This is a genomic window from Ferrovibrio sp. (assembly GCF_035304305.1).
GTDB lineage: Bacteria > Pseudomonadota > Alphaproteobacteria > Ferrovibrionales > Ferrovibrionaceae > Ferrovibrio.
In genome coordinates, this window is record NZ_DATGQG010000124.1 from 25,765 (window position 1) to 48,258 (window position 22,494).

At 65.3% G+C, this 22,494-nt stretch carries 23 protein-coding genes; 4 read left to right on the forward strand and 19 right to left on the reverse strand.

Annotated features, from left to right (window positions below; translation table 11 throughout):
- Position 1: 1 nt before the first annotated feature.
- Complete coding sequence (locus VKZ87_RS14000) at positions 2–1,981, reverse strand: AMP-dependent synthetase/ligase (protein ID WP_324221879.1); 1,980 nt, start codon at positions 1,979–1,981, stop codon at positions 2–4.
- Positions 1,982–2,494: 513 nt separating this feature from the next.
- Between VKZ87_RS14000 and acnA the strand changes: the two genes are divergently transcribed.
- A complete protein-coding gene (gene acnA / locus VKZ87_RS14005) occupies positions 2,495–5,191 on the forward strand; it encodes an aconitate hydratase AcnA (protein ID WP_324221912.1) in 2,697 nt (898 codons plus the stop codon).
- Between the two features lie 101 nt (positions 5,192–5,292).
- A complete protein-coding gene (locus VKZ87_RS14010) occupies positions 5,293–5,823 on the forward strand; it encodes a nucleotidyltransferase family protein (RefSeq protein WP_324221880.1) in 531 nt (176 codons plus the stop codon).
- Here the strand turns inward: VKZ87_RS14010 and VKZ87_RS14015 are convergent.
- The 4 genes from VKZ87_RS14015 to VKZ87_RS14030 form a co-directional block, all read right to left on the reverse strand.
- Positions 5,816–6,241, reverse strand: coding sequence for an FKBP-type peptidyl-prolyl cis-trans isomerase (locus VKZ87_RS14015; RefSeq protein WP_324221881.1), 426 nt, complete (start codon positions 6,239–6,241; stop codon positions 5,816–5,818). The two genes, VKZ87_RS14010 and VKZ87_RS14015, sit on opposite strands and share 8 nt — an antisense overlap.
- Before the next feature lie 81 nt (positions 6,242–6,322).
- Positions 6,323–6,736 (reverse strand): FKBP-type peptidyl-prolyl cis-trans isomerase, encoded by a 414-nt coding sequence (locus VKZ87_RS14020; RefSeq protein ID WP_324221882.1) that lies wholly within the window; start codon positions 6,734–6,736, stop codon positions 6,323–6,325.
- A 318-nt stretch (positions 6,737–7,054) separates the two neighbouring features.
- Positions 7,055–7,357 carry an HU family DNA-binding protein gene (locus VKZ87_RS14025; protein WP_324221883.1) on the reverse strand — a complete coding sequence of 101 codons (303 nt, stop codon included), beginning with the start codon at positions 7,355–7,357 and terminating at the stop codon, positions 7,055–7,057.
- A gap of 181 nt (positions 7,358–7,538) precedes the next feature.
- Positions 7,539–8,747: a multidrug effflux MFS transporter gene (locus VKZ87_RS14030; RefSeq protein WP_324221884.1), complete on the reverse strand. Its 1,209-nt coding sequence runs from the start codon at positions 8,745–8,747 to the stop codon at positions 7,539–7,541.
- A 310-nt stretch (positions 8,748–9,057) separates the two neighbouring features.
- Here VKZ87_RS14030 and VKZ87_RS14035 point away from each other — a divergent pair, with 310 nt between their 5' ends.
- Positions 9,058–10,587, forward strand: coding sequence for a lipopolysaccharide biosynthesis protein (locus VKZ87_RS14035; RefSeq protein WP_324221885.1), 1,530 nt, complete (start codon positions 9,058–9,060; stop codon positions 10,585–10,587).
- Positions 10,588–10,613: 26 nt separating this feature from the next.
- On the opposite strand, the gene rfbF is transcribed toward VKZ87_RS14035, so the two are convergent.
- From rfbF to VKZ87_RS14055, 4 genes are read right to left on the reverse strand one after another with little or no spacing between them, the layout of a single operon-like run.
- On the reverse strand, positions 10,614–11,387 hold the full coding sequence (gene rfbF, locus VKZ87_RS14040; protein ID WP_324221886.1) for a glucose-1-phosphate cytidylyltransferase: 774 nt from the start codon (positions 11,385–11,387) through the stop codon (positions 10,614–10,616).
- A gap of 22 nt (positions 11,388–11,409) precedes the next feature.
- The gene (locus VKZ87_RS14045) at positions 11,410–12,741 is read right to left on the reverse strand and encodes a glycosyltransferase family 4 protein (protein ID WP_324221887.1); all 1,332 of its coding nucleotides are present in this window, start codon (positions 12,739–12,741) and stop codon (positions 11,410–11,412) included.
- A complete protein-coding gene (locus VKZ87_RS14050; RefSeq protein WP_324221888.1) occupies positions 12,738–13,796 on the reverse strand; it encodes a glycosyltransferase family 2 protein in 1,059 nt (352 codons plus the stop codon). The genes VKZ87_RS14045 and VKZ87_RS14050 overlap by 4 nt, the downstream gene beginning before the upstream one ends.
- Positions 13,797–13,801: 5 nt before the next feature.
- Complete coding sequence (locus VKZ87_RS14055; protein ID WP_324221889.1) at positions 13,802–14,386, reverse strand: hypothetical protein; 585 nt, start codon at positions 14,384–14,386, stop codon at positions 13,802–13,804.
- 210 nt (positions 14,387–14,596) lie between these two features.
- Here VKZ87_RS14055 and VKZ87_RS14060 point away from each other — a divergent pair, with 210 nt between their 5' ends.
- Positions 14,597–15,031, forward strand: coding sequence for a hypothetical protein (locus VKZ87_RS14060; protein WP_324221890.1), 435 nt, complete (start codon positions 14,597–14,599; stop codon positions 15,029–15,031).
- 1 nt (position 15,032) lies between these two features.
- Here VKZ87_RS14060 and glpK read toward each other — a convergent pair whose 3' ends face one another.
- From glpK to urtE, 10 genes are all read right to left on the reverse strand, one after another.
- Complete coding sequence (gene glpK, locus VKZ87_RS14065) at positions 15,033–16,523, reverse strand: glycerol kinase GlpK (protein ID WP_324221891.1); 1,491 nt, start codon at positions 16,521–16,523, stop codon at positions 15,033–15,035.
- 6 nt (positions 16,524–16,529) lie between these two features.
- Entirely contained in the window at positions 16,530–16,778 is a 249-nt protein-coding gene (locus VKZ87_RS14070; protein ID WP_324221892.1) for a DUF1272 domain-containing protein, read from the reverse strand.
- 2 nt (positions 16,779–16,780) lie between these two features.
- Entirely contained in the window at positions 16,781–17,428 is a 648-nt protein-coding gene (eda, locus tag VKZ87_RS14075) for a bifunctional 4-hydroxy-2-oxoglutarate aldolase/2-dehydro-3-deoxy-phosphogluconate aldolase (protein ID WP_324221893.1), read from the reverse strand.
- 112 nt (positions 17,429–17,540) lie between these two features.
- Positions 17,541–18,152 (reverse strand): urease accessory protein UreG, encoded by a 612-nt coding sequence (gene ureG, locus VKZ87_RS14080; RefSeq protein ID WP_324221894.1) that lies wholly within the window; start codon positions 18,150–18,152, stop codon positions 17,541–17,543.
- Complete coding sequence (locus VKZ87_RS14085) at positions 18,149–18,862, reverse strand: urease accessory protein UreF (RefSeq protein ID WP_324221895.1); 714 nt, start codon at positions 18,860–18,862, stop codon at positions 18,149–18,151. The genes ureG and VKZ87_RS14085 overlap by 4 nt, the downstream gene beginning before the upstream one ends.
- Positions 18,813–19,370, reverse strand: a complete 558-nt coding sequence (locus tag VKZ87_RS14090) for an urease accessory protein UreE (RefSeq protein WP_324221896.1) — start codon at positions 19,368–19,370, stop codon at positions 18,813–18,815. Before VKZ87_RS14090 ends, VKZ87_RS14085 begins: the two co-directional genes overlap by 50 nt.
- Positions 19,371–19,376: 6 nt before the next feature.
- Positions 19,377–21,140, reverse strand: a complete 1,764-nt coding sequence (ureC, locus tag VKZ87_RS14095; protein ID WP_324221897.1) for an urease subunit alpha — start codon at positions 21,138–21,140, stop codon at positions 19,377–19,379.
- A gap of 9 nt (positions 21,141–21,149) precedes the next feature.
- On the reverse strand, positions 21,150–21,455 hold the full coding sequence (locus VKZ87_RS14100) for an urease subunit beta (RefSeq protein WP_324221898.1): 306 nt from the start codon (positions 21,453–21,455) through the stop codon (positions 21,150–21,152).
- A gap of 10 nt (positions 21,456–21,465) precedes the next feature.
- Positions 21,466–21,768 (reverse strand): urease subunit gamma, encoded by a 303-nt coding sequence (locus tag VKZ87_RS14105; protein ID WP_324221899.1) that lies wholly within the window; start codon positions 21,766–21,768, stop codon positions 21,466–21,468.
- A gap of 30 nt (positions 21,769–21,798) precedes the next feature.
- Positions 21,799–22,494 carry an urea ABC transporter ATP-binding subunit UrtE gene (urtE, locus tag VKZ87_RS14110; protein WP_324221900.1) on the reverse strand — a complete coding sequence of 232 codons (696 nt, stop codon included), beginning with the start codon at positions 22,492–22,494 and terminating at the stop codon, positions 21,799–21,801.

Here is a 22,494-nt window from a genome sequence, read left to right on the forward strand (position 1 = left end):
GTCAGCCCGCCTTGCGCATTGCGGAATAGGTTTCGGCGTCCGAAATGCGAAGATTGGCCCTGAAGCTGCCGGTGCGGCCGTCTTCAAAGGTGATCTTCGCATCGACCGCAATCGACGTCGCGTCCGAGTAGAGCGCCTGGATGAGGTCGCCGTACCGCTCCGCGATGATGCGGCGCCGCACCTTGCGGGTGCGCGTCAGTTCGCCGTCATCGGCATCCAGCTCCTTGTGCAGGATCAGGAAGCGGCGGATCTGGCTCGCCACCATGCTGCTGTCCGACGCAAGGTCGCGATTGACCTGCTCGATGCAGGATTTGATTTGCGCGTAAACCTCGGGCCGGCCGGCCAGATCGGCGTAGGAGGTGTAGGCGATGCCGTTGCGCTCGGCCCAGGAGCCGACCGCGCCGAGATCGATATTGATGAAGGCGGTGACGAAATCGCGCTCATGGCCGAAGGCAACCGCTTCCTTGATGAACGGGAAGAATTTCAGCTTGTTCTCGATGTATTTCGGCGCGAACAGGCTGCCGTCGTTGAGGCGGCCGACATCCTTGGCGCGGTCGATGATGCGCAGATGGCCGTCATCTGTGAACACGCCCGCGTCGCCGGTATGCACCCAGCCGTCCGGCGTCTTGGTTTCCGCCGTGGCTTCCTCGTTCTTGTAATAGCCGACGAACACGCCCGGGCTGCGGTACAGCACCTCGCCGGTATCGGGATCGAGCTTGAGCTCGATACCCGGTCCGGGCGGCCCGACCGTGTCGGAACGCACGTCATTGTCCGTCTGCAGGCACAGATACACCGTCGACTCGGTCTGTCCGTAGAGCTGCTTCAGGTTGATGCCCAGCGCGCGGAAGAAGTCGAAGATGTCGGGCCCGATCGCCTCGCCCGCGGTATAGGCCAGGCGCAGGCGGCTGATGCCCAGCACGTTCTTCAGCGGCCCGTAAACCAGCAGATCGCCCAGCGCGTACATCAGTCGGTCCCGCAGCGACACCGGCTTGCGCTCGAGTATCCGCCGGCCGACCCGTTTGGCCAGGGCGATGAAATAATGGAACATGCCCCGCTTGATGGCGCCGGCATCCTCCATGCGGATCATCACGGTGGTGAGCAGGTTCTCGAAAATGCGCGGCGGCGCGAAGAAATAGGTCGGGCCGATCTCGCGCAGGTCCTGCAGCACGGTTTCGCCCGATTCCGGGCAGTTCACGCAGAAGCCGGCAATCGCGCTTTCCGCGTAGGAAATGAAGTTGTCGCCCACCCAGGCCAGGGGCAGGTAGGCCATGATCTCGTCTTTTTCGGTGATGTTGTCGAACGCGATCGCCAGATTGGCCGACTTCACGACATTGTCCTGGCTCAGCATCACCCCCTTGGGGCGACCGGTCGTGCCGGAGGTATAGCAGATGATCGCGATATCGCTGCCGCTGCCCTTGGCCATCTCGGCGTCGAAGAAGCCCGGCTGCGCCTTGTCGAAGGCGGCGCCCTGCTCCATCACGGAGTCCAGCGAACGCAGGAACGGCTGGTCATAATGTCGCAGGCCGCGCGGATCGCTGTAGATGATCAGTTCCAGCTTCGGCAGGCGGTCCTTTACGGACAGCAGCTTGTCGACCTGTTCCTGGTTCTCGGCCACGGCGAAACGGGCTTCGGCATGGTCGATGACGTACTGCACTTCGTCGGCGACGCTGTCCTGGTAGATCGGCACCGGGATCGCCCCCAGCGACTGGGTGGCGCCGAGCGTCCAGTAGAGCTCCGGCCGGTTATCGCCGATGATGGCGCATTTGTCGCCGCGCTGCAGGCCGGCCGCGGCCAGGCCGCAGGCGAGCTGCCGGACCCGGGCGCCGACCTCGCCCCAGGTCCAGCTCTGCCAGATTCCGAGATCCTTCTCCCGCATGGCGGGGCGGTCGCGGCGGTGCTGCGCATTGTAGGCGATGTATTTAGGGATGGTGTCGCGCCCGGACGGATCGCGGCCATCGGCCTTGGCCGAAGTCTCGGACATGTTTACCTCCCTTTACGCAGCACTGCCCGTGGCAGCACCATCGTTATACTTTCGTTGATAATGGCTCGGGCTGTAGGCCGTCAAGGGGCGTCCGGATACCCCCTCGACATTGCCTAAATTTCGACCCGGGTTGAGGTTTCTTCCCGGCACTGCCCCTTGGCAAAGGACGGGATTTGCGGCACCTATGGGCAGCAATTTTCGGGTGGGCGGCGCCCGCTTGTGGCGCCGCTCGCATATCCAGCACCGCTACGAAAGGATCGCCCCGTGAAAGCCGCGAAGAAGACGACGCGCAAGTCTGCCACCCCCGCGCGCAGGAGCCCTGCAAAGGCCAAGTCCGCGAAGGCCAAGTCCGCCAAGACTGTCCGCAAGGTCGCGAAGGCGGCGAAAAAGGCCGTGAAGGCGACCCGGAAGGCCGTCAAGAAGGTTGCCCGGCCGGCCGTCAGGAAGAAGGCGGTGGCCCCGGCGCGCAAGACCGCGGTCAAGCCTGCCGCCAGCAAGGGCGCGGCGCGCGCCGTGCCGATCGTGGTCGGCCAGGACACGCTGAAAACCCGCCGCACCCTCAAGGTCGGCAACAAGACCTACGCCTATTACAGCATCAAGGCGGCCGAGAAGGCCGGCCTCGGCGACCTGTCGCGCCTGCCCTACTCCCTGAAGGTGCTGCTGGAAAACCTGCTGCGCTACGAGGACGGCCGCAGCGTGTCGGTCGACGACATCAAGGCCGTGGCAAAATGGCTGAAGAACCGGCGGTCGGATCGCGAGATTGCCTACCGTCCGGCACGCGTGCTGATGCAGGACTTCACCGGCGTTCCGGCCGTGGTCGATCTGGCTGCCATGCGCGATGCCATGACCGCGCTGGGCGGCGACACGCGCAAGATCAACCCGCTCTCGCCGGTCGATCTCGTCATCGACCACTCGGTGATGGTCGACTATTCGGCCTCCAAGGATTCCTTCCGCCGCAACGTCGATCTGGAATACGAGCGCAACGGCGAGCGCTATGCCTTCCTGCGCTGGGGCCAGACGGCGTTCGACAATTTCCGCGTCGTCCCACCCGGCACCGGCATCTGCCACCAGGTGAACGTCGAATACCTGGCCCAGACGGTGTGGACCGGCATCGACGGCGACATGGAAGTCGCCTATCCGGACACGCTGGTCGGCACCGACAGCCATACCACGATGGTTAACGGCCTCGCCGTGCTCGGCTGGGGCGTCGGCGGCATCGAGGCCGAGGCGGCCATGCTGGGCCAGCCGATCTCGATGCTGCTGCCGGAGGTGGTCGGTTTCCGCCTCTCGGGCAAGCCGAAGGAAGGCACCACTGCCACCGACCTGGTACTGACCGTCACGCAGATGCTGCGCAAGAAAGGCGTGGTCAACAAGTTCGTCGAATTCTACGGCCCCGGCCTGGACGAACTGTCCATCGCCGACCGCTGCACCATCGCCAACATGGCACCGGAATACGGTGCGACCTGCGGCTTCTTCCCGGTGGATGCCGAGACCATCGCCTACCTGAAGGCGAGCGGCCGCGATCCGCAGCGCGTCGCCCTGGTCGAGGCCTATGCCAAGGCGCAGGGCCTGTGGCGCACCTCGCGTTCGGCCGACCCGATCTTCACCGATACGCTCGAACTCGACCTGTCGACGGTCGAGCCCTCGCTGGCCGGCCCGACCCGTCCCGAGGGCCGCGTGCCGCTCAGCCGCTCGGCGACCGAGTTCAAGGACGCGCTGACCAATTTCTACGGCAAGAAGACGGCGCTGGACTTCCGCGCCAAAGTCGAGGACGCCAATTTCGACCTCGGCCATGGCGACGTGGTGATCGCCGCCATCACCTCCTGCACGAACACCTCGAACCCGAGCGTGCTGCTGGGTGCCGGCCTGCTCGCGCGCAACGCCATCAAGAAGGGCCTGCGCACCAAGCCGTGGGTCAAGACCTCGCTGGCGCCGGGCAGCCAGGTGGTCACCGACTACCTCGCGCAGTCGGGCCTGCAGAAGGATCTCGACAAGCTGGGCTTCCAGATCGTCGGCTACGGCTGCACGACCTGCATCGGCAATTCCGGCCCGCTGCCGGACAACATCTCGAAGGCGATCACCGACAATGACTTCGTGGTCGGCGCGGTGCTTTCGGGCAACCGCAACTTCGAGGGCCGCGTGCATCCGCTCACCAAGGCGAACTACCTAGCCTCGCCGATGCTGGTGGTTGCCTACGCGCTGGCCGGCAACCTGAAGGTCGACCTGACCAAGGATCCGATCGGCCATGATGCCAAGGGCAAGCCGATCTACCTCAAGGACATCTGGCCGTCGAACAAGGAGATCGCGGCGCTGGTGCGCAAATACGTTACCCCGGCGATGTTCAAGAAGCGCTATGCCGACGTCTTCAAGGGCGATCCGCACTGGCGCAGCATCAAGGTCGGCACCGGCCAGACCTACAGCTGGGATTCGAAGTCGACCTATGTGCAGCATCCCCCCTACTTCGAGGGGATGAGCAAGACGCCGAGCCCGGTGACCGATATCAAGGGTGCCCGGCTGCTCGCCATCCTCGGCGACAAGATCACGACCGACCACATTTCGCCGGCCGGTTCGATCAAGAAGGACGGCCCCGCGGGCAAGTACCTGATGGAGAACGGCGTGGCTTACGCCGACTTCAACTCCTACGGCGCCCGCCGCGGCAACCACGAAGTCATGATGCGCGGTACCTTCGCCAATATCCGGCTGCGCAACGAGATGGTGCCGGGCACCGAGGGCGGCATCACGAAGTATGTGCCGACCGGCGAAGTCATGTCGATCTACGACGCGGCGATGAAGTACAAGGCCAGCGGCACGCCGCTGGTGATCGTCGCGGGCAAGGAGTACGGCAACGGCTCGTCGCGTGACTGGGCGGCCAAGGGCACCATCCTGCTCGGCGTCCGCGCGGTGATTGCCGAAAGCTACGAGCGCATCCATCGCTCGAACCTGGTCGGCATGGGTGTCGTGCCGCTGCAGTTCCTGAACGACATGACCCGGGAAACCCTGCGGCTCGACGGCACCGAGAAGTTCGACATCACCGGGCTGGCTTCGGGCCTCAAGCCGCGCATGAAGCTGCCGGTGACGATCACTCGCGCCGACGGGTCGACCCAGACTATCGAGGTGCTGTGCCGCATCGATACGCTGGACGAGATCGACTACTACAAGAACGGCGGCATCCTGCATTACGTGCTGCGCAATCTGGCGACTGCCGCCTGAGGCTCAGCGACAGGCAGATGCGAAAACGGCCGGGGAAACCCGGCCGTTTTTTTGTGTATGATCCATCCATGACAGACGCCGCATCCGCCCGGATCACGGCCATGGTCGCGGCCGATCCCTGGGCAATGGACATTCTCCGCATCGCCCGGCGCCTTGCCCTGCCCGACTGGGCGATCGGCGCCGGCTTCCTGCGCGGCATGGTCTGGGACCGGCTCTGCGGCTTTGCGTCGCGCACGGCGCTGAACGACATCGATGTCGTCTATTTTGATACCACCGATACCGGCCGGGACCGGGAAAATGCCGCGGAGGCGCAACTGCACGCGTGGCGTCCCGATCAGGTCTGGTCCGTGCGCAACATGGCACGCATGCACCTGCGGAACGGGGATGCGTCGTACCGCGATACCGAAGATGCCATCAGCCACTGGCTCGAAACGCCTACGGCTGTCGCTGTCAGCCTGGACGCCGACGACAGCCTGCGGCTTCTGGCACCCCATGGTGCAGACGATCTGCTGGCCGCACATGTGCGGCCGACGCCGCAGGGGCGGCGCAAGATCGACCAGTACCAACTGCGCGTGACGACGAAGAACTGGCCGGCGCGCTGGCCTTGCGTAAAGGTGGAAGCGCCTACTTGAGCGCGATCAGCTCGACGTCGAAGATCAGCGTCGCGTTGGGCGGGATGACGCGGCCGGCGCCGCGGGCCCCATAGCCGAGCTCCGGCGGGATGATCAGCGTGCGCTCGCCGCCCGGCTTCATGCCGACCACGCCCTCGTCCCAGCCCCGGATAACCCGGCCGGCGCCCAGCGGAAAGGCGAAGGGCTCGCCGCGATCGCGGGACGAATCGAATTTCCGGCCCTTCTGTCCGCCCTCGCTCAGCCAGCCGGTGTAATGCACGATGGCGGTCTGCCCGGCGCGGGCAGCCGCGCCGCTGCCGGTTTTCACGTCGACATAGCGCAGGCCCGACGGTGTCGCCGTTTCCTGCTGTGCGGAAGCGGGGCCGGCAAGAACCAGACCGAATGCCAGAGCGGCGAAGCTGCGGCGCGACAGATGCATCGATGAACTCCCTCGGGATGGCAATGGTGATCGGAGGGTTTGATCAGCAGAATGGGGCGAGAGCAAGGCTCCGGCCAACGGTCAGCGGACGCCGACCAGCTCGATCTCGAAGAACAGCGTCGCGTTGGGCGGGATGATGCGGCCATTGCCGCGGGCGCCATAGGCCAGATAGGGCGGGATCAGCAGCGCGCGCTTGCCGCCCACCTTCATGTAGGAGACGCCTTCATCCCAGCCCTTGATGACCTTGCCCTGGCCGAGCTGGAATTCGAACGGCTGGCCGCGCTTGTAGGAACTGTCGAAGGCGCGGCCCGGCTTCCCGTTCTCCCAGATCCAGCCGGAGTAATGCACGGACACCATTTTGCCGGGCTCGGCCTTGTCGCCGGTTCCCACAACGATGTCGCCCACGCGCATGCCCGACGCGGTCTGACGGAGGTTGACCGCCTGCTGCTTGCTGCCGAGACCGATTGCACCAAGTATGGAAGACAGAACACCCATGCCCCGAGAATACCGCGCAAATTTGCCCGGGGCCAGCGTTTCATCCACAGGCCGGCCGCCGCGAATCGCGCGACTCGGCTGCCGCCAGCCGGATCGCATATCCCGGGACTCGCACCAGACTCTCCGAGGCCGGACCATTCCCGTTCGGGGAGAGGCCGCGCATTGCGCCTTGAACGAAACCGCGGCGCGCACATCGCCAGCGAGGACGTGCCGTGAAAATGTGCTGGCGCAGATGGTGGTTCGCCAACAGTCGCCCCAACAGAAAAGGGCCTGCCGTCGGGCAGGCCCTCGATCCGTCTCAGACTCCTGAGCGGAGGATCAGATCGCGTCCTTCAGCACCTTGCTGGCGCGGAAGGCAACCTTCTTGGAAGCCTTGATCTTGATCGGCTCGCCGGTCTGCGGGTTGCGGCCCATGCGGGCAGCGCGCTTGCGGACCTGCAGGATGCCGAGGTCGCCCAGGCGAACGCGCTCGCCCTTCTTCAGCGACTTGGTCACGGCTGCGAAGAAGTCGTCGAACAGCGCGACGGTCGACTTCTTCTGCAGTTCGTTCTTTTCCGCCAGCATGGTGGCGATCTGCTTGGCGGTCGTGGTGACCGTCTTGGTGGCGGCTGCCTTAGCCATGGTCTCTCTCCTCAGAAAGGTGAAATCGCTTGTTTTTTGCGAATCGGGAGTTGTTTCCCGAATCCTCCATAGCACCGCCAGCGGATGTTGCCCATCGGGGAATGCAAAAAATCCGCTAGTGATGCGGGTTTGCGACACCCCACCCGAATCGGAACCGCCAACCATGCGGGTTTTGCGGCGCCTACCCCTGCTGCCAGCCGGCGCGGGCCCGCATCCGGGTGGCGACCAGGAAGGCGAGCACCGACAGGATGCCGCTGGCCATCATCGTCCAGATCATCGGGTACTGGCTGGGGTCGATATCCTGCCCGTAGCCGACGATGACCGCCGCCGCCGCGCCGACCAGCATCTGGAGCGCGCCCGACAGCCCGGCCGCCGCTCCCGCCGCCCGGGGGTTGACCGAGACGGCGCCCGCCGTGCCGTTGGGGAGAGTCAGGCCGTTCGACAACGCCACCACCGCCATAGGCAGGAAGATCGCCGGCAGGCTGAGCAGCCCGAGCCAGCCGGTGACCGCCTGGGTGGCAATGCCGACCAGCGCGATGGTTGCCCCGGCGGCGATCATGCGGTCGATCCCGAACCGGACGGAAAACCGGCCGGTCAGAAAATTGCCGACCAGGTAGCCGATCGAGACCACCACGAACCACAGGCCGTAGCTGGAGGGGGGCAGGCCGAGGACGGTCACCACCACGAAGGGGGCGCCGGCGATGAAGGCGAAGAACATCCCCGAGGTGAAAGCCGTCTGCAGGGCATAGCCGCAGAAGGCCGGCGAGCGCAGCAGGTCGCGGTAGCCCCGGAGCAGGCCGGCAATGCCTTCCCCGCCGCCCCCCGGCTGCAGGGTTTCGGGCAGGACCAGCAGAACCCAGAGAAAGACGATGGCCCCCGCCAGGCTGCAGAAGGCGAAGCTGGCCCGCCATCCCATCCAGATGTCGAGATAGCCGCCCAGGGCAGGCGCCAGCATGGGCGCCAGGGTCATCGCCATCGTCACATAGCCGATCATCGCCGCCGAGCTGTCGCGGTCATGCAGGTCGCGGATGATCGCGCGGCCCAGCACCAGACCCGAGCAACCGCCGATGGCCTGCAGCATGCGCCCGAGCACCAGCACCTCGATCGAGGAGGCGGCCGCGCAGATGGTGCTGCCGGCAAAGAAGATCGCCAGCCCGCAGAGCAGGACCGGGCGGCGGCCGTAGCGGTCGCTCAGCGGTCCGTAGACGAGCTGCGCGACGCCCAGACCGATGAGGTAAAGCGTCAGCGTAAGCTGCACCGCCCCGTAATCGATGCCCAGAGTCACGGCAAGGCCGGGCATGGATGGCATGAAAATATTCAGCGCCATCGGTCCGAGAGCGGACATGGCAACGAGAACGGCGAGCGACGGCCGGGAACCTGGACGAGGCATGCGAGTTGCTGGTGCTTATCTTTGTTTCCGGACCTGGTCCGGCGGGGAGTGCGGCACGATAGCGTCATTCCGCGCCGGCACCAACTGTCTGCAGAGGTCAATCAAGGGTCGTAATCCGGTATGCCGGACCCGCGAATCAGGTGCAGAGAAATTTATCAAGAGGAAGTTATCAATTGGTCACGGCTGCCACGGTCGGCGGCATCCATAATATGATCGCACTCGGCGTATGGGTCTGGTCTGTTTCAGTCAACCGGGTACTCGGGTGCGTCTCTCCAGAAAGAAAGACAGGTCCCGCGTAATGCCGGAAGGCTTGAAAGCACGCAGCATAAAGGGGCTGCTGTGGTCGACCAGTGAAAGTATCGGCGTTGCGGCATTGTCGCTGGGCTCCTTTATCGTGCTGGCCCGGCTGCTCGATCCGGCCGACTTCGGTGCCGTCGCCCTCGCCAGCGCCTTCATCATCTGCTTCAACCTCGTTGTGGCGCACAGTTTTGCCGACGCCGTCGTGCTGCGTTCCAGGCTGCAGCCGTCGCATCTGGATACCGCCTTCTGGAGCACGAACCTGCTCTCCCTTGCCATGGCCGCGGCCTGCTATGGCGGCGCCGGCTTTCTCGCCGACTGGCTGGGCGAGCCGAGGCTGGCGAACCTTCTGCCGTGGCTTGCCTTCGTGCTGGCGCTCAACGGCGCCGGCATGATTCCGATCGCGCTGTTCCGCCGCGAGCTGCGCTTCCGGACCATCGCGATCTGCAATCTCTGCGGCCGGTTCGCCGGGGCGACCGCCGGCATCACGATGGCAATCCTCGATTTCGGCGCCTGGAGCCTCGTCGGACAGCAGCTCGTCACCGCCATCGTCACCAACATCGCGGTCTTCACGGCTGTCCGCTGGCGGCCGCGCTTCCGCTTCTCGCTGGCGTATCTGCGCGAAACCGCGGGTTTCGGCTTCCATGTCTCGGCCAGCCAGGTGGTCGGCGGTGTCGGCGAGCAGGCACTCAATCTTCTTGTCGGCACCCTCTTCGGCTCCGTCGTCCTGGGGCATTTCAGCGTCGCATGGCGCATGATCCAGCTGATTCGCTCCCTGATCGCGACGGCCGTATATCAGGTGGCCTTCAGCGCCTTTGCCAGACTGCGCGACGACCGTGCGGCCTTCGTGCGCGCTTTCGAGCAGGCGACGCAGATGAGCTGCTTCGTCGGCTTTCCGATCAGCATCGGCCTGGCCCTTACTGCCGAGCCGGCCCTGCTGTCCCTGTTCGGCAGCAAATGGGTCACCAGCGTCCCGCTTTTCGCCATTCTCGCGCTGGAGATGATCCCGGCCTTCTTCCTGATGTTCTTCAGCGCGGCCTACCGCGCCATGAACCGGCCGGCATGGGGACTGGCCACAGCCCTGCTGTATTTCGGACTGGGCATCGGCGGCATCTTCGCCCTGGCACCGCTGGGCATCACCGCCGTCACCGCCTTCTGGGCATTCAAGTCCTTCGTGATCCTGCCCGTGCATCTGGCGCTGATGGCCAGACTGCTCGCCACTCCGGTGCGGGCACTGATTTCTCCCTCGCTGCGCCCGGCCGCCGCGACCATCCTGATGGCTGGCGCCGTCGGCCTGCTGCTCTGGGCCATGGAGGATCAGGAGAATGCCGTCCGGCTGGCGGCGGCAATCATCACCGGAATTGCGAGCTATGCCGGCGCGGTCCTGCTGATTGCCCCGGATCTGATGCGCACCGTGCTTCAGGCCGGCGGGATCATGCTAAGGCCGGCGGGAAAGCCGGAAACGCCCCGGCCGCCGGCTCCGGCAAATGATGCCGGGACGACCTACCACCGCCCCAGAGTGATGATGAAGTCCGAGCACTGAACCGGCGGGGGCCACCGGTGTCGGGCTCACCAGATCTTCCAGGGCGCGCCGCCCTCGCGCCACAGCGCCTCCAGAACCTTCCGGTCGCGCAGGGTATCCAGATTCTGCCAGAAGCCGCGGTGACGGTAGGCCGCCAGCTTGCCCTCGCGGGCCAGCCGGTCCAGCGGTTCGCGCTCCCAGACCGTATCGTCGCCGGGGATATAGTCGAACACTTCGGGCTCAAGAACGAAGAAGCCGCCATTCACGAAGGTGCCATCCTCGTTCGACTTCTCGCGGAAGCCCGAGACGTTGTTTTCGCCGGGCAGCATGTTCAGGACCCCGAAACGGCCCGGCTGGTGGACGGCCGTGACGGTAGCCAGAGAACCGGACGCCCGGTGGAAGTCGATCAGATCGCCGATGTCGACATCCGAAACGCCGTCGCCATAGGTGAAGCAGAAGGTGTCGTCGCCGACATAGGAACGGACACGCTTCAGCCTGCCGCCCGTCATGGTGTTCTCGCCCGTATCGACCAGGGTGATGCGCCAGGGCTCCACGCCGTTCTTGTGAACCTGGATCTTGCTGCTCCGCAGGTCGATCGTAAGATCCGACAGCTCGAAGGCGTAGTTGCGGAAGTAGTGCTTGATCTGATTGCCCTTGTAGCCGCAGCAGATGATGAAGTCGTTCAGTCCGTAGGACGAATAGATCTTCATGATATGCCACAGGATCGGCTGTCCGCCGATCTCGACCATGGGTTTGGGCCTGATGGCATTTTCCTCGCTGATCCTAGTGCCATGCCCACCGGCAAGAATGACCACCTTCATGACAGTCTCCTATCCTGCGGCCTCAGGGGGCCGATTGCCCCGCCACGCGGCGCGGCGTTTCCGCCTCCGGGGACAGGGGCATATCCGTATTCGCGGCATCCCGCCGCCGGGTTGAAAGCAGCTGCTCGTACAACTCGAGATGACGATGCGCGATCTTGCGGATGTCGAAGCGCCGCAGCGCCTTCTCGCGCGCCCGCAGCGACAGCTCGGACCCGGCACCGGAGCGTTCCAGGCACCAGGCGAGGCCCTCCGCGAGGTCGTCGGACGACAGGTTCTCGGCCAGATAGCCGTTGACCTTGTGATCAACGATGTCGAACTGCCCGGTATTGGCGAAGGCGACGACCGGCGTGCCGCAGGCCAGCGACTCCAGCGCGGTCTTGGCGGCATTTTCATAGACCGAAGGCACCACCATCACATCGGCGCAGGAATAGAGCATGGCCAGGCTGACATCGTCGTGCAGGCGGCCGACGAACCGGATCGGGAAACCGTAATCCTCGTCTGAGCCCTGGCCGCCGAAAACCACGGCCATGACGCGGTCCTTCCACGGACTGGTGCCCAGCTTGCGCAGGGCTTCGGCCAGATAGGTGAAGCCCTTGCGCGGATCCTGCGCGCCATGCAGGGCGCCGAACAGGATGATCTTGCGGTCCGGAGGCAGATTCCAGGCCGCACGCGCGGCTGCCCGGTCGATCGGCTTGAACCGTTCGAGGTCGACGCCGTTGGGAATGACCGTCACATCGTTGCCGAAGGTCAGCGGGCTTCTGCGCGCCAGATCGGCAAGCCAGTTGCTCAGGGCGACGAACTGGATCGGTACGCCCTGCCAGTGCCGGTGCTTCTGCCGCCACTGCCAGCGGCTGACGTCATAGCGCGAGTTCGAGCCGAGTTGCGGGCATTCCCCGCAGCCGGAGGTGAACTTGAAGCATTCGCCGGAATAGTGGCAGCCTCCGGTGATCGGCCACATGTCGCGCAGTGTCCAGACCAGGGGATAATGGCGCAGCTGCGCAATGGTGCGGATCGGCGCGGCGCCACGTCCCGCCCAGTGGAACTGCACGATATCCGGCCGCAGGTAATCGACCGCTTCCTTGATGTCGTAGGGCAGCCAGCCGACCGTGAACCAGTTCCCCGGATGCCAGTCGTAGAAACGCAGCGGCAGGCGGTCGAGCGGGTCGCGCAGATTGTCGAGCGGGCGGCTCGGCTTTCCGCTCCGCGTCAGCACCGAAGGGTCATTGGTATACTTGCGCAGCACCAGCATCAGGGATTCGACGCCGGTGGCCTGCACCGCCTTGTGCAGCTTGTAGGCGCCGACATTGGCGCCGCCGTCGTAATCGGCCGGCGAGATATGGAGAACGCGTGTCATGCTTTACCGTTGGAATCTGGTTGCTGCGGGAAGGCAAAGGCGATGTTGCCGGGCTTCAGGGGATTCCGGCCCGACGCCGACCGCGACACGGGCTGCAGATGCCGGTAGATCTTTTCCGGATGCAGGATCGCGTCCGCCAGCTCTGCCGCCATGGCGCGACCGAGGCTGCGGGCATCGGGCGTCCTCCGTGCTTCCCGCAGGCCGGCCAGATGGAAATTCAGGTAGTCACGGCCGCGGCCGGTAATGGCGCCCCGAACCAGCAGGCGGTACCAGCGCCGCAGGTGTTTCTCTTCCAGCTCATCAAGCTCGGCGCGCGTGAAATAGCGCAGGCCGTAGTCCTGCAGCAGGAACAGCCATTCACGGATCAGGGTCTGCCTGACCTCGGCAACCGTCGTCGTGATGGAGCCGGCATGCTCGCGGGAAAAGAACAGCACTTCATGGATAAAGCCGAAATCCACCTGGTCGAGCAGGTCGAAATAGGCCGCCAGATCCGTATGGAGGTAACGGGCGGGATAGAAGGGCCGCCGCGCCCTCACGAGGTCAGACCGGATCAGGCAGGCTGTCGGCGCAAAACCGAAGACCTCCTGCCGGATGAACAGGCGGGCCACCTCCCTGCCGGAGAAAACCTCGCGGTCCCGGGGCAGACCGTCGCATTCGACCCGGTCGCCGCGTAGCCGCAGCGACCCGACGATCCCGATACCGGAATTGCGCTCGGCAAGGCCGACCATCTTCTCCAGGCATTGCGGATACAGCAGATCGTCGGCATGCAGCACCTTGCAGTAGCGGCTGCTATCCGAGACCTGCTCCATCGCATGGTTCCAGTTGTCCACCATGGACAGCTTGGCCGGCTTGGACAGGACGCGGATGCGGCCATCCTTCGCCGCATAGCTTTCCGCAATGGCCCGGGTCTCGTCGGTGCTGGCGTTATCGACGATGATGCACTCGAAGGCGCCGTAGCTCTGTTGCAGGACGCTCTCGATGCACTCCTGCAGGAACAGGCCGCCGTTATGGACCGGCGTGACGATACTGACGATCGGCGGGGTCGACATCGGCATGCCGCTCACGCCCGGGCGGCCGGAAAGGGCGAAGGCGCCTCGGAATCAGGTGCCAGTGTCCGCGGGCGGCTGGCGGGAGCAGGCTGCCCGGTGTCGGCATTCAGCTGCACGACCTCGATACGCGCAGCAGACCTGTCATGATCCCACTCCCCCGTGGTGGGGATGACATGCTTGCCGGCGGCGGTCGCAAGCCGCACGATCGCCCTGCTCAGGACCGGATCATCTGCCGTTTCGATCACCGCATCGATCAGCGGACTCTCGCAGAGCAGCTGCCAGTTCCGGGTTATGGCGGGCTCTTGCCACCGTATCGCCGCCTGCAATCCAAATGCGGATTCGACCACGCGCGGAATCCGCAGTCCCGCCTCGGTCACAATCCGGCGAGCGGCATCAAGCCGTTCATCAGCGGCCGCAACCAGCGTGATACCCGGCAGGCTGGCTGCAATCTGGATTGCGATGGGATGCGACAACGGTCCTGCGCCGATCAGGGCGACACGAACCGGGCTGCCCACGCCGGTGCGCTGCTGCAGATTTTCTGTGGCCTCTTTCATGGCGCCATTTAGCGGCTCACCCGTGTGATCGGGTGTGATCAATGCGTGTCCATCCCATTCGCGGATTCCCCGCGTGAGTCCCCGAAATCATTCGGTTTTTTCACGGAGGAGACGCCGGGCGCCATGTACCGTAACGGCGTCGCGCAGGCGGCGCCGCGACCACAGGTTACCGAATCGCAACTTGGCATAACTCCCGGCCAACGCGATCCTGCGTCATCGGGCTGCCGGCGTACGGCCCGTCCGGAGAACGGTATGTCGCAGCGATTTCTCGCCGAATTGTGGTCGATTCTTCTCTATATCGGCAGCCCTGCGCTGATCGGCGGAATGATGCTGGCACTGCTGGCCATGGTGGGGCTGCTGCTGACAAGGCGTCACCGCATGCGGGACGGGCGCACGCCCTGGAAACGGCTTACGGCCGCATTGGTCGGCCTGATCGCGCTGAGTCCGCTGATTGCCACCGGAGCGCTGGCCGGAATGGAGCAGGCGGGCATCGCCGTCCAGAGATCCGCCCTGCTGGTCCAGGGGGCGAAGGCCATTCCGGGCACGCAGACCATCGCCGTCATCCTGCTGGCCTGGCTGTCGTCGCGCCTGCCGGTGCAGCGCCGCAGCTGCTATGCCCTTTACGGCATCGCAGGCATTTTCGTGAGCTTCGGCGGCAGCGTCATGCTGCTCTACGTGCTGCGCTGATCTATTTCAGCAGCACCTTCTGCACCGCCTTCTGCCAGCCGGCATAGAGCCGCTCCCGGTCGGACGCCGTCATGCGCGGCTCGAAGCGGCGCTCGCACTGCCAGCCATAGGCCACGGCATCCTGGCCGGCATAGACACCGGTTGCCAGACCCGCCAGATAGGCGGCGCCAAGCGCGGTGGTCTCGATCACCCGCGGCCGCTCGACCGCCACATCCAGCATGTCGGCCAGAAACTGGCACAGCCAGTCGTTGGCGACCATGCCGCCATCGACCCGCAGGGCGGTGGGTGTCTGGGCACCATCGGCTTTCATGGCGCCGGTCAGATCGCGCGTCTGATAGGCCACCGATTCCAGCGTCGCGCGGGCGATATGCTCGACTCCGGCATCAAGAGTGAGGCCGAGAATGGCGCCGCGCGCATCCGGATCCCAGTAGGGCGCACCAAGTCCGACGAAGGCCGGCACCAGGTACACGCCATGATTCTCCGGCACCATCGCGGCGAGACTTGCCGTTTCCGCCGCGTCCTTCACGCAGCGCAGCCGGTCGCGCAGCCATTTCACCGCCGCACCGGCGACAAAAATCGAGCCTTCCAGCGCATAGGTGACCTGCCCGTTCAGGCGGTAGGCCACCGTAGTTAGCAGTCGGTTGTTTGAAATCACGGCATTGCTGCCGATATTGAGCAGCGCGAAACAGCCGGTGCCGTAGGTCGATTTGATCATGCCGGGCTGGAAGCAGGCCTGGCCGAAGGTGGCAGCCTGCTGGTCGCCGGCAATGCCGGCCACGGGAAGGCTGGTGCCGAGGATCTCCGGCAGGGTGGCGCCGAATTCACCGCTGCAATCCTTCACCTCAGGCAACATGGCGCGCGGCACGTCAAAGATCTTCAGTAACGCGTCGTCCCAGTCCTGCCGATGGATGTCGAACAGCATGGTGCGCGAGGCATTGGTGGCGTCCGTCGCATGTATCCGGCCGCCGGTGAGCATGAACAGCAGATAGCTGTCGATGGTGCCGAAGCAGAGTTCGCCCTTCTCGGCCCGCTGGCGAGCGCCGGGCACGTTGTCGAGCAGCCAGGCAATCTTGGTCGCGGAAAAGTAGGAGTCTATCAGCAGCCCGGTCTTTGCCTGCACGGCCGAACCGACGCCCTCGGCCAGCTTGCGGCGGCAGTCTTCCGCCGTACGGCGGTCCTGCCACACGATGGCGCGATGGATCGGCTGCCCGGTGGCGCGTTCCCAGACAACGGTGGTTTCGCGCTGATTCGTAATGCCGATGGCGGCGATGTCGCCGGTGCCGAGCTGCGCGCGCGCCACCGCCTCGCGCATCACGTTCTGCACGTCACGCCAGATTTCCTGCGCGTCATGCTCCACCCAGCCGTCGGCCGGGTAATGCTGCGTCAGTTCCTTCTGGGCCGTCGCAACCGGCAGGCCGGCGGCATCGAAGACGATGGCACGCGACGACGTCGTGCCCTGGTCGATGGCGAGGACATACTTGTTCTTGGACATGATTGCTCAGGCTTTCGGAATGCAGCCTTCCGGCTTGAAGATGCGCCTGGTGCTGGCCGGGTATTTCGCCAGCATTGCCGCCGGCCGGATCGGGCGCGGCACGAGATTGCCGCCGCAATTCGGGCAGGTGCCGCTCAGAGGACCCTCGGCGCAGTTGCGGCAGAAGGTGCACTCGAAACTGCAGATCATGGCCAGCCGGGAATCCGGCGGCAGATCGCGGTCGCAGCATTCGCAACTGGGGCGCAGTTCCAGCATGCTCAGGTCCTCTTGAACAGATCGACAGTGCGCCTGGCCAGCGCCTCGATGCCGGCCCAGTCGCCGGCAGCGATCTTTTCCTTCGGCGCCATCCAGGAACCGCCCGCAGTGAAGACATTGGGCAAGGCCCGATAAGCGGCGACATTCTGCTCGTTGACCCCGCCGGTCGGGCAGAAACGCATCTGCGGGAAGGGCCCCTGCAGGCTTTTGAGCGCCGCAATGCCGCCATTCGCCTCGGCGGGGAAGAACTTGGCCAGGGTGCACCCCTGGTCGAGGGCGCGCATGATCTCCGAGGGCGTGACCACGCCCGGCAGGAAGGCGAGGCCGGTATCCTTCGCCGCGGCATAGAGAGAATCCGTCGCGCCGGGGCTGACGATGAAGCGCGCGCCGTTCACCTGGGCGGCGGCAAACTGCGCCGGGTTCAGCACCGTGCCAGCTCCGACGATGGCGGCGGGCACTTCGGCGGCGATGCGCCGAATCGCCTCCAGCGCGGCATTCGACCGCAGCGTGATTTCCAGCATGGGCAGGCCGCCGGCAACCAGCGCCTGGGCCAGCGGCACGGCGAAGGTCGCATCCTCGATCACCAGGACAGGGATGACCGGTGGCGGATTGTCGGCAAACAGCGACTGGTCGGCGGCTCTCTCGCTCATGACTCCTCCCGTCACGGGCATTTAGCCAAATTACGGGCCGCGATGCCACGGCCTGGCAATGCCGTCCTGCGATTTTCGCAGGCAGACGCGGCCTTGAGAGGGACGCCGGACTCTATTCCTTCAGACCGCCGCTTTTCAGGATGAAATCGGCGATTTCCGTCACCCCCTGCTCCGCCTTCAGGTTGGCAAAGATGAAGGGCCGGCTGCCGCGCATCTTCCTGGCATCGCGATCCATTACCTCGAGCGAGGCACCCACCAGCGGCGCGAGGTCGATCTTGTTGATCACCAGCAGGTCGGAGCGCGTGATGCCCGGTCCGCCCTTGCGCGGGATCTTGTCGCCGGCCGAGACGTCGATGACATAGATGGTGAGATCGGCCAGCTCGGGCGAGAAGGTCGCGGCGAGATTGTCGCCGCCGCTTTCCACGAAGATGACGTCCAGGCCGGGGAAGCGCTGCTGCATGTCCGCCACCGCGGCGAGGTTGATCGAGGCATCCTCACGGATCGCGGTATGCGGGCAGCCGCCGGTTTCGACGCCGACGATGCGCGCCGGCTCCAGCGCCCCGGCCCGGGTGAGGAATTCCGCGTCTTCCCGCGTGTAGATGTCGTTGGTGACGACCGCGATGTTCCAGTCATCCCGGAGATGGCGGCAGAGCCGCTCGACCAGCGCGGTTTTGCCCGAGCCGACCGGTCCGCCGATGCCGACTCTGAGGGGATTGGAGCTCATGACCGGAACAGCCTCGTATACTGGGTTTCGTGCATCATCGAAGCGATATCCACCATGGTTGCCGCCGTGCCGCAATCCTCGAGGTCGCAGGCAAGTGCGCAGGGCACGACACTATCCACCACCGGCATCAGCGCCTGCAGGCTGCGCTGGCCGTCGGTCTGGCCAAGCGGAATGAGCCGGACCGCCGCCGAGACCAGATTGGCCGCGAAGGCGTGCAGGTAGGCCGCCATCACCGCCGCAAGGTCCAGCCCATGCGCCTGTGCCGCGATGCCGATCGCGACGCAGAGCGGCACCGGCCGGCCCTTTCGGCGTTCCGCGAAGGCGTCCAGCGCCTCATGCCCCCAGGCGGCGCGGGTGACGCCCAGGAAGGACCCGCCCTGCTGCGTGGATTCCAGGGCTGTTTCCGCCGTTCCCCGCCATGCGCCTGCAAGATCGGCCAGTTCGTCGAGCCGCCGGGGGTCGCCGGCGGCCCTGTAGGCCTCCTTGAGCAGCACTGCATCCAGCCAGCCCGCGCCATGGCGCAGGATATGGCCGATCCAGTCGCTGAGCGTCGCGGCATCCCTCACCCAGCCGGCCTCGACGGCCGTTTCGACTCCGTGGCTGTAGGAAAAGGCGCCGATCGGGTAGCTGGGCGAGAACCAGGCGAGCAGGCGGTAGAGGTCAGTGGTGGTGGTCATCGTCGCCGTGGTGGTGATGATGACCGTGGCCATGGGCATGATCATGGCTGTGCGGCTGTTTGCCGTAGCGCGAGCCGAGGCCGTAGGGGTGCGACGGATCGTGATTGTGCTGACCGTAGGCGCCGCCTTCGGGATCGAAGGGCGCTTCCGTGTGCCGCACCTCGGCGCCGAGACCTTTCAGCATGTCGACGATGACATGGTCGTCGCGGATCAGGATACGGTCGGCATGGATTTCCGCCGGCAGATGCCGGTTGCCGAGATGCCAGGCCAGCCGCGCCAGCAGCTGCGGCGTTCCGGCGCGCACCTCGACCAGCGGCTCCGGCGCCGCCTGCACCTCGATATAGCCGCCCTCCTCCAGCTTCAGCCCGTCGCCATGGCGCAGCACGGTGGCCTCGGCGAGATCGAGCAGGAAAGCGGTGCCGTCGTCGGCGGTCAGCCGGATGCGCCGGCGATGCCGGTCGTGATGGGCCAGGGTTACCGTGGCGCGGCGCCCGGACTTCGGCCAGTGGCCGGCACTGAATATCTGTGTCGAGCGGAGCATGGCCATTCAGAACAGAAAATACCGCTGCGCCATGGCGAGCTCCGAAGCCGGCTCGCAGGTCAGCATCTGGCCATCGGCCCGTACGACATAAGTCTCCGGGTCGACCTCGATCTTCGGCATGTAGTTGTTGTGCACCATGTCCTTCTTGGTCACCGTGCGGCAGCCCTTCACGGCGACCAGCGGGCGCTGCAGCCCGAATTTCTGCGCGATCCCGGCCTCCAGCCCCGCCTGGCTGACAAAGGTGAGACTCGACTGCACCATGTTGCGACCGAAGCTGGCGAACATCGGCCGGTAATGCACCGGCTGCGGCGTCGGGATCGAGGCATTGGGATCGCCCATCGGCGCTGCGGCAATGCTGCCGCCCTTCAGCACCAGATCCGGCTTCACGCCGAAGAAGGCCGGCGACCAGAGCACCAGATCGGCGAACTTGCCGACCTCCACCGAACCTATCTCGTGGGCGACGCCGTGAGCGAGCGCGGGATTGATGGTGTATTTCGCGACGTACCGTTTGCAGCGGACATTGTCGTTGTCACCGGTTTCCTCGGGCAGCCGGCCACGCTGCTTCTTCATCTTGTCCGCCGTCTGCCAGGTGCGGATGATCACCTCGCCCACCCGGCCCATCGCCTGGCTGTCCGACGACATCATCGAAAACGCGCCGAGGTCGTGCAGGATGTCTTCGGCCGCAATCGTCTCGCGCCGGATGCGGCTGTCGGCAAAGGCAACGTCTTCGGGGATCTTCGCATCCAGATGATGGCAGACCATCAGCATGTCGAGATGCTCGTCCACGGTATTCACCGTGTAGGGCATGGTCGGATTGGTGGAGCTGGGCAGTACATTGGCGAGCCCCGCCACCCTGATGATGTCCGGCGCGTGACCGCCGCCGGCTCCTTCAGTGTGGAAGGCATGGATGGTGCGGTGCCTGAAGGCCGCAATCGTGTCTTCGACAAAGCCGCTTTCGTTCAGCGTGTCGGTATGGATCGCCACCTGGATGTCATGCCGTTCGGCCACGGTCAGACAGTTGTCGATCGCAGCCGGGGTGGTGCCCCAGTCCTCGTGCAGCTTCAGGCCGCAGGCCCCGGCCTCGATCTGCTCGTTCAGCCCGGCCGGCAGCGAGGCATTGCCCTTGCCGAGAAAGCCGAGATTCATCGGAAAGGCCTCGGCAGCCTGCAGCATTCGCATGATGTGGAACGGCCCCGGTGTGCAGGTGGTGGCCGAGGTGCCGGCTGCCGGTCCGGTGCCGCCGCCCATCATGGTGGTGACGCCGGAATACAGCGCCTCCTCGATCTGCTGCGGGCAGATGAAGTGGATATGCGCATCAAACCCGCCGGCCGTGACGATGCGGCCCTCGCCGGCAATCACCTCGGTGCCCGGGCCGATCACGATATCGATGCCCGACTGGATGTCCGGATTGCCGGCCTTGCCGATAGCCGCGATGCGACCGCCCCTGAGGCCGATATCGGCCTTCACGATGCCCCAGTGATCGAGGATCACGGCATTGGTGATCACTGTATCGACGGCGCCGGCGCTGTTCGGCTGCTGGCTCTGCCCCATGCCGTCGCGGATCACCTTGCCGCCGCCGAATTTCACCTCTTCGCCATAAAGCGGCGCGTTGGATGAATAGCCGCCCTGCCCATTCCGGGCGATCGGCGGCTGCGCGGTGAAATCCTTCTCGATCTCGATGAAGAGCTCGGTATCGGCGAGCCGGACCCGGTCGCCCAGGGTCGGGCCATACATGCCGGCATAGGCCGAGCGGGGAATGCGGTTGGCCATGCGTCTCCCCTACAGCTTGCCCATGACGGAGCCGCGGAAACCGAACACCGTGTGCCCGCCGCCGAAAGCGACCAGCGACACCTGCCGCGTCTGGCCCGGCTCGAAGCGCGTGGCCGTTCCGGCCGGGATGTCGAGGCGCATGCCGCGGGCTTTCTCACGGTCGAATTTCAGCGCCGGGTTGGTCTCGAAGAAATGGTAGTGGCTGCCGACCTGGATCGGCCGGTCGCCGGTATTGGCAACGTCGAGCGTCACGGTGGGCCGGCCGGCATTCAGTTCGATCTCGCCGGGCGCGCAGATGATTTCACCAGGGATCATGCCATCGCCCTCACCTGATCGGATTATGCACGGTCACCAGCTTGGTGCCGTCCGGGAAGGTCGCCTCGACCTGGATGTCGTGGATCATCTCAGCGATGCCGGGCATCACCTGATCGCGGGTCAGCACCTTGGCGCCGTCGCGCATCAGCTCGGCCACGCTGCGACCGTCGCGCGCGCCTTCAACGACGAAATCGGTGATCAGCGCTACGGCTTCGGGATGGTTCAGCTTCACGCCGCGCTCCAGCCGCCGGCGCGCCACGATGGCCGCCATGGCGACCAGCAGTTTGTCCTTTTCGCGGGGCGTGAGATTCATGCCGCGCGCCTCCCCTCTCCTGCAATCGGATCAGACGGTAAGATACCGGCGGACCTCATCGCTATCCAGCCCGGATGCATCGCCAGCGACGACAACCTCGCCGCGCTGCAGCAGGATGAAGCGATCGGCCAGTTCCCGGGCAAAGTCGAAATACTGCTCTACCAGCACGATGGCCATCGTGCCCCGGTTGGCCAGGCCACGGATGACGCGCCCGATATCCTTGATGATGGAGGGCTGGATGCCTTCGGTCGGCTCGTCCAGCAGCAGCAGCCGGGGGCGCGTGACCAGGGCCCGCGCGATCGCCAGCTGCTGCTGCTGCCCCCCCGAGAGGTCGCCGCCCCGTCTGTTCCGCATCTCGTGCAGGATGGGAAACAGGGCGAATATGTCATCCTCGATCCGCTTTTCGCCGCGCGGCAGCGGTGCGAGGCCGGTCTGCAGATTCTCATAAACCGTGAGCCGAGGGAAGATCTCTCGCCCCTGGGGCACCAGTGCAATGCCACGCCGGGCGCGGTCATGGGGCTTCAGCGCCGTGATATCCTCTCCTTCCCAGGTGATCCGGCCGCTGCGCACGGCATGCTGCCCGACCAGTGCCCGCATCAGGGAGGTCTTGCCGGTGCCGTTGCGCCCCAGGACGCAGGTGATCCGGCCGGGTTCGGCGGCGATGCTCACGTCGCGGAGCGCGTGACTGGCGCCGTAGTAGAGATTCAGGTTATCCGCAGCCAGCAT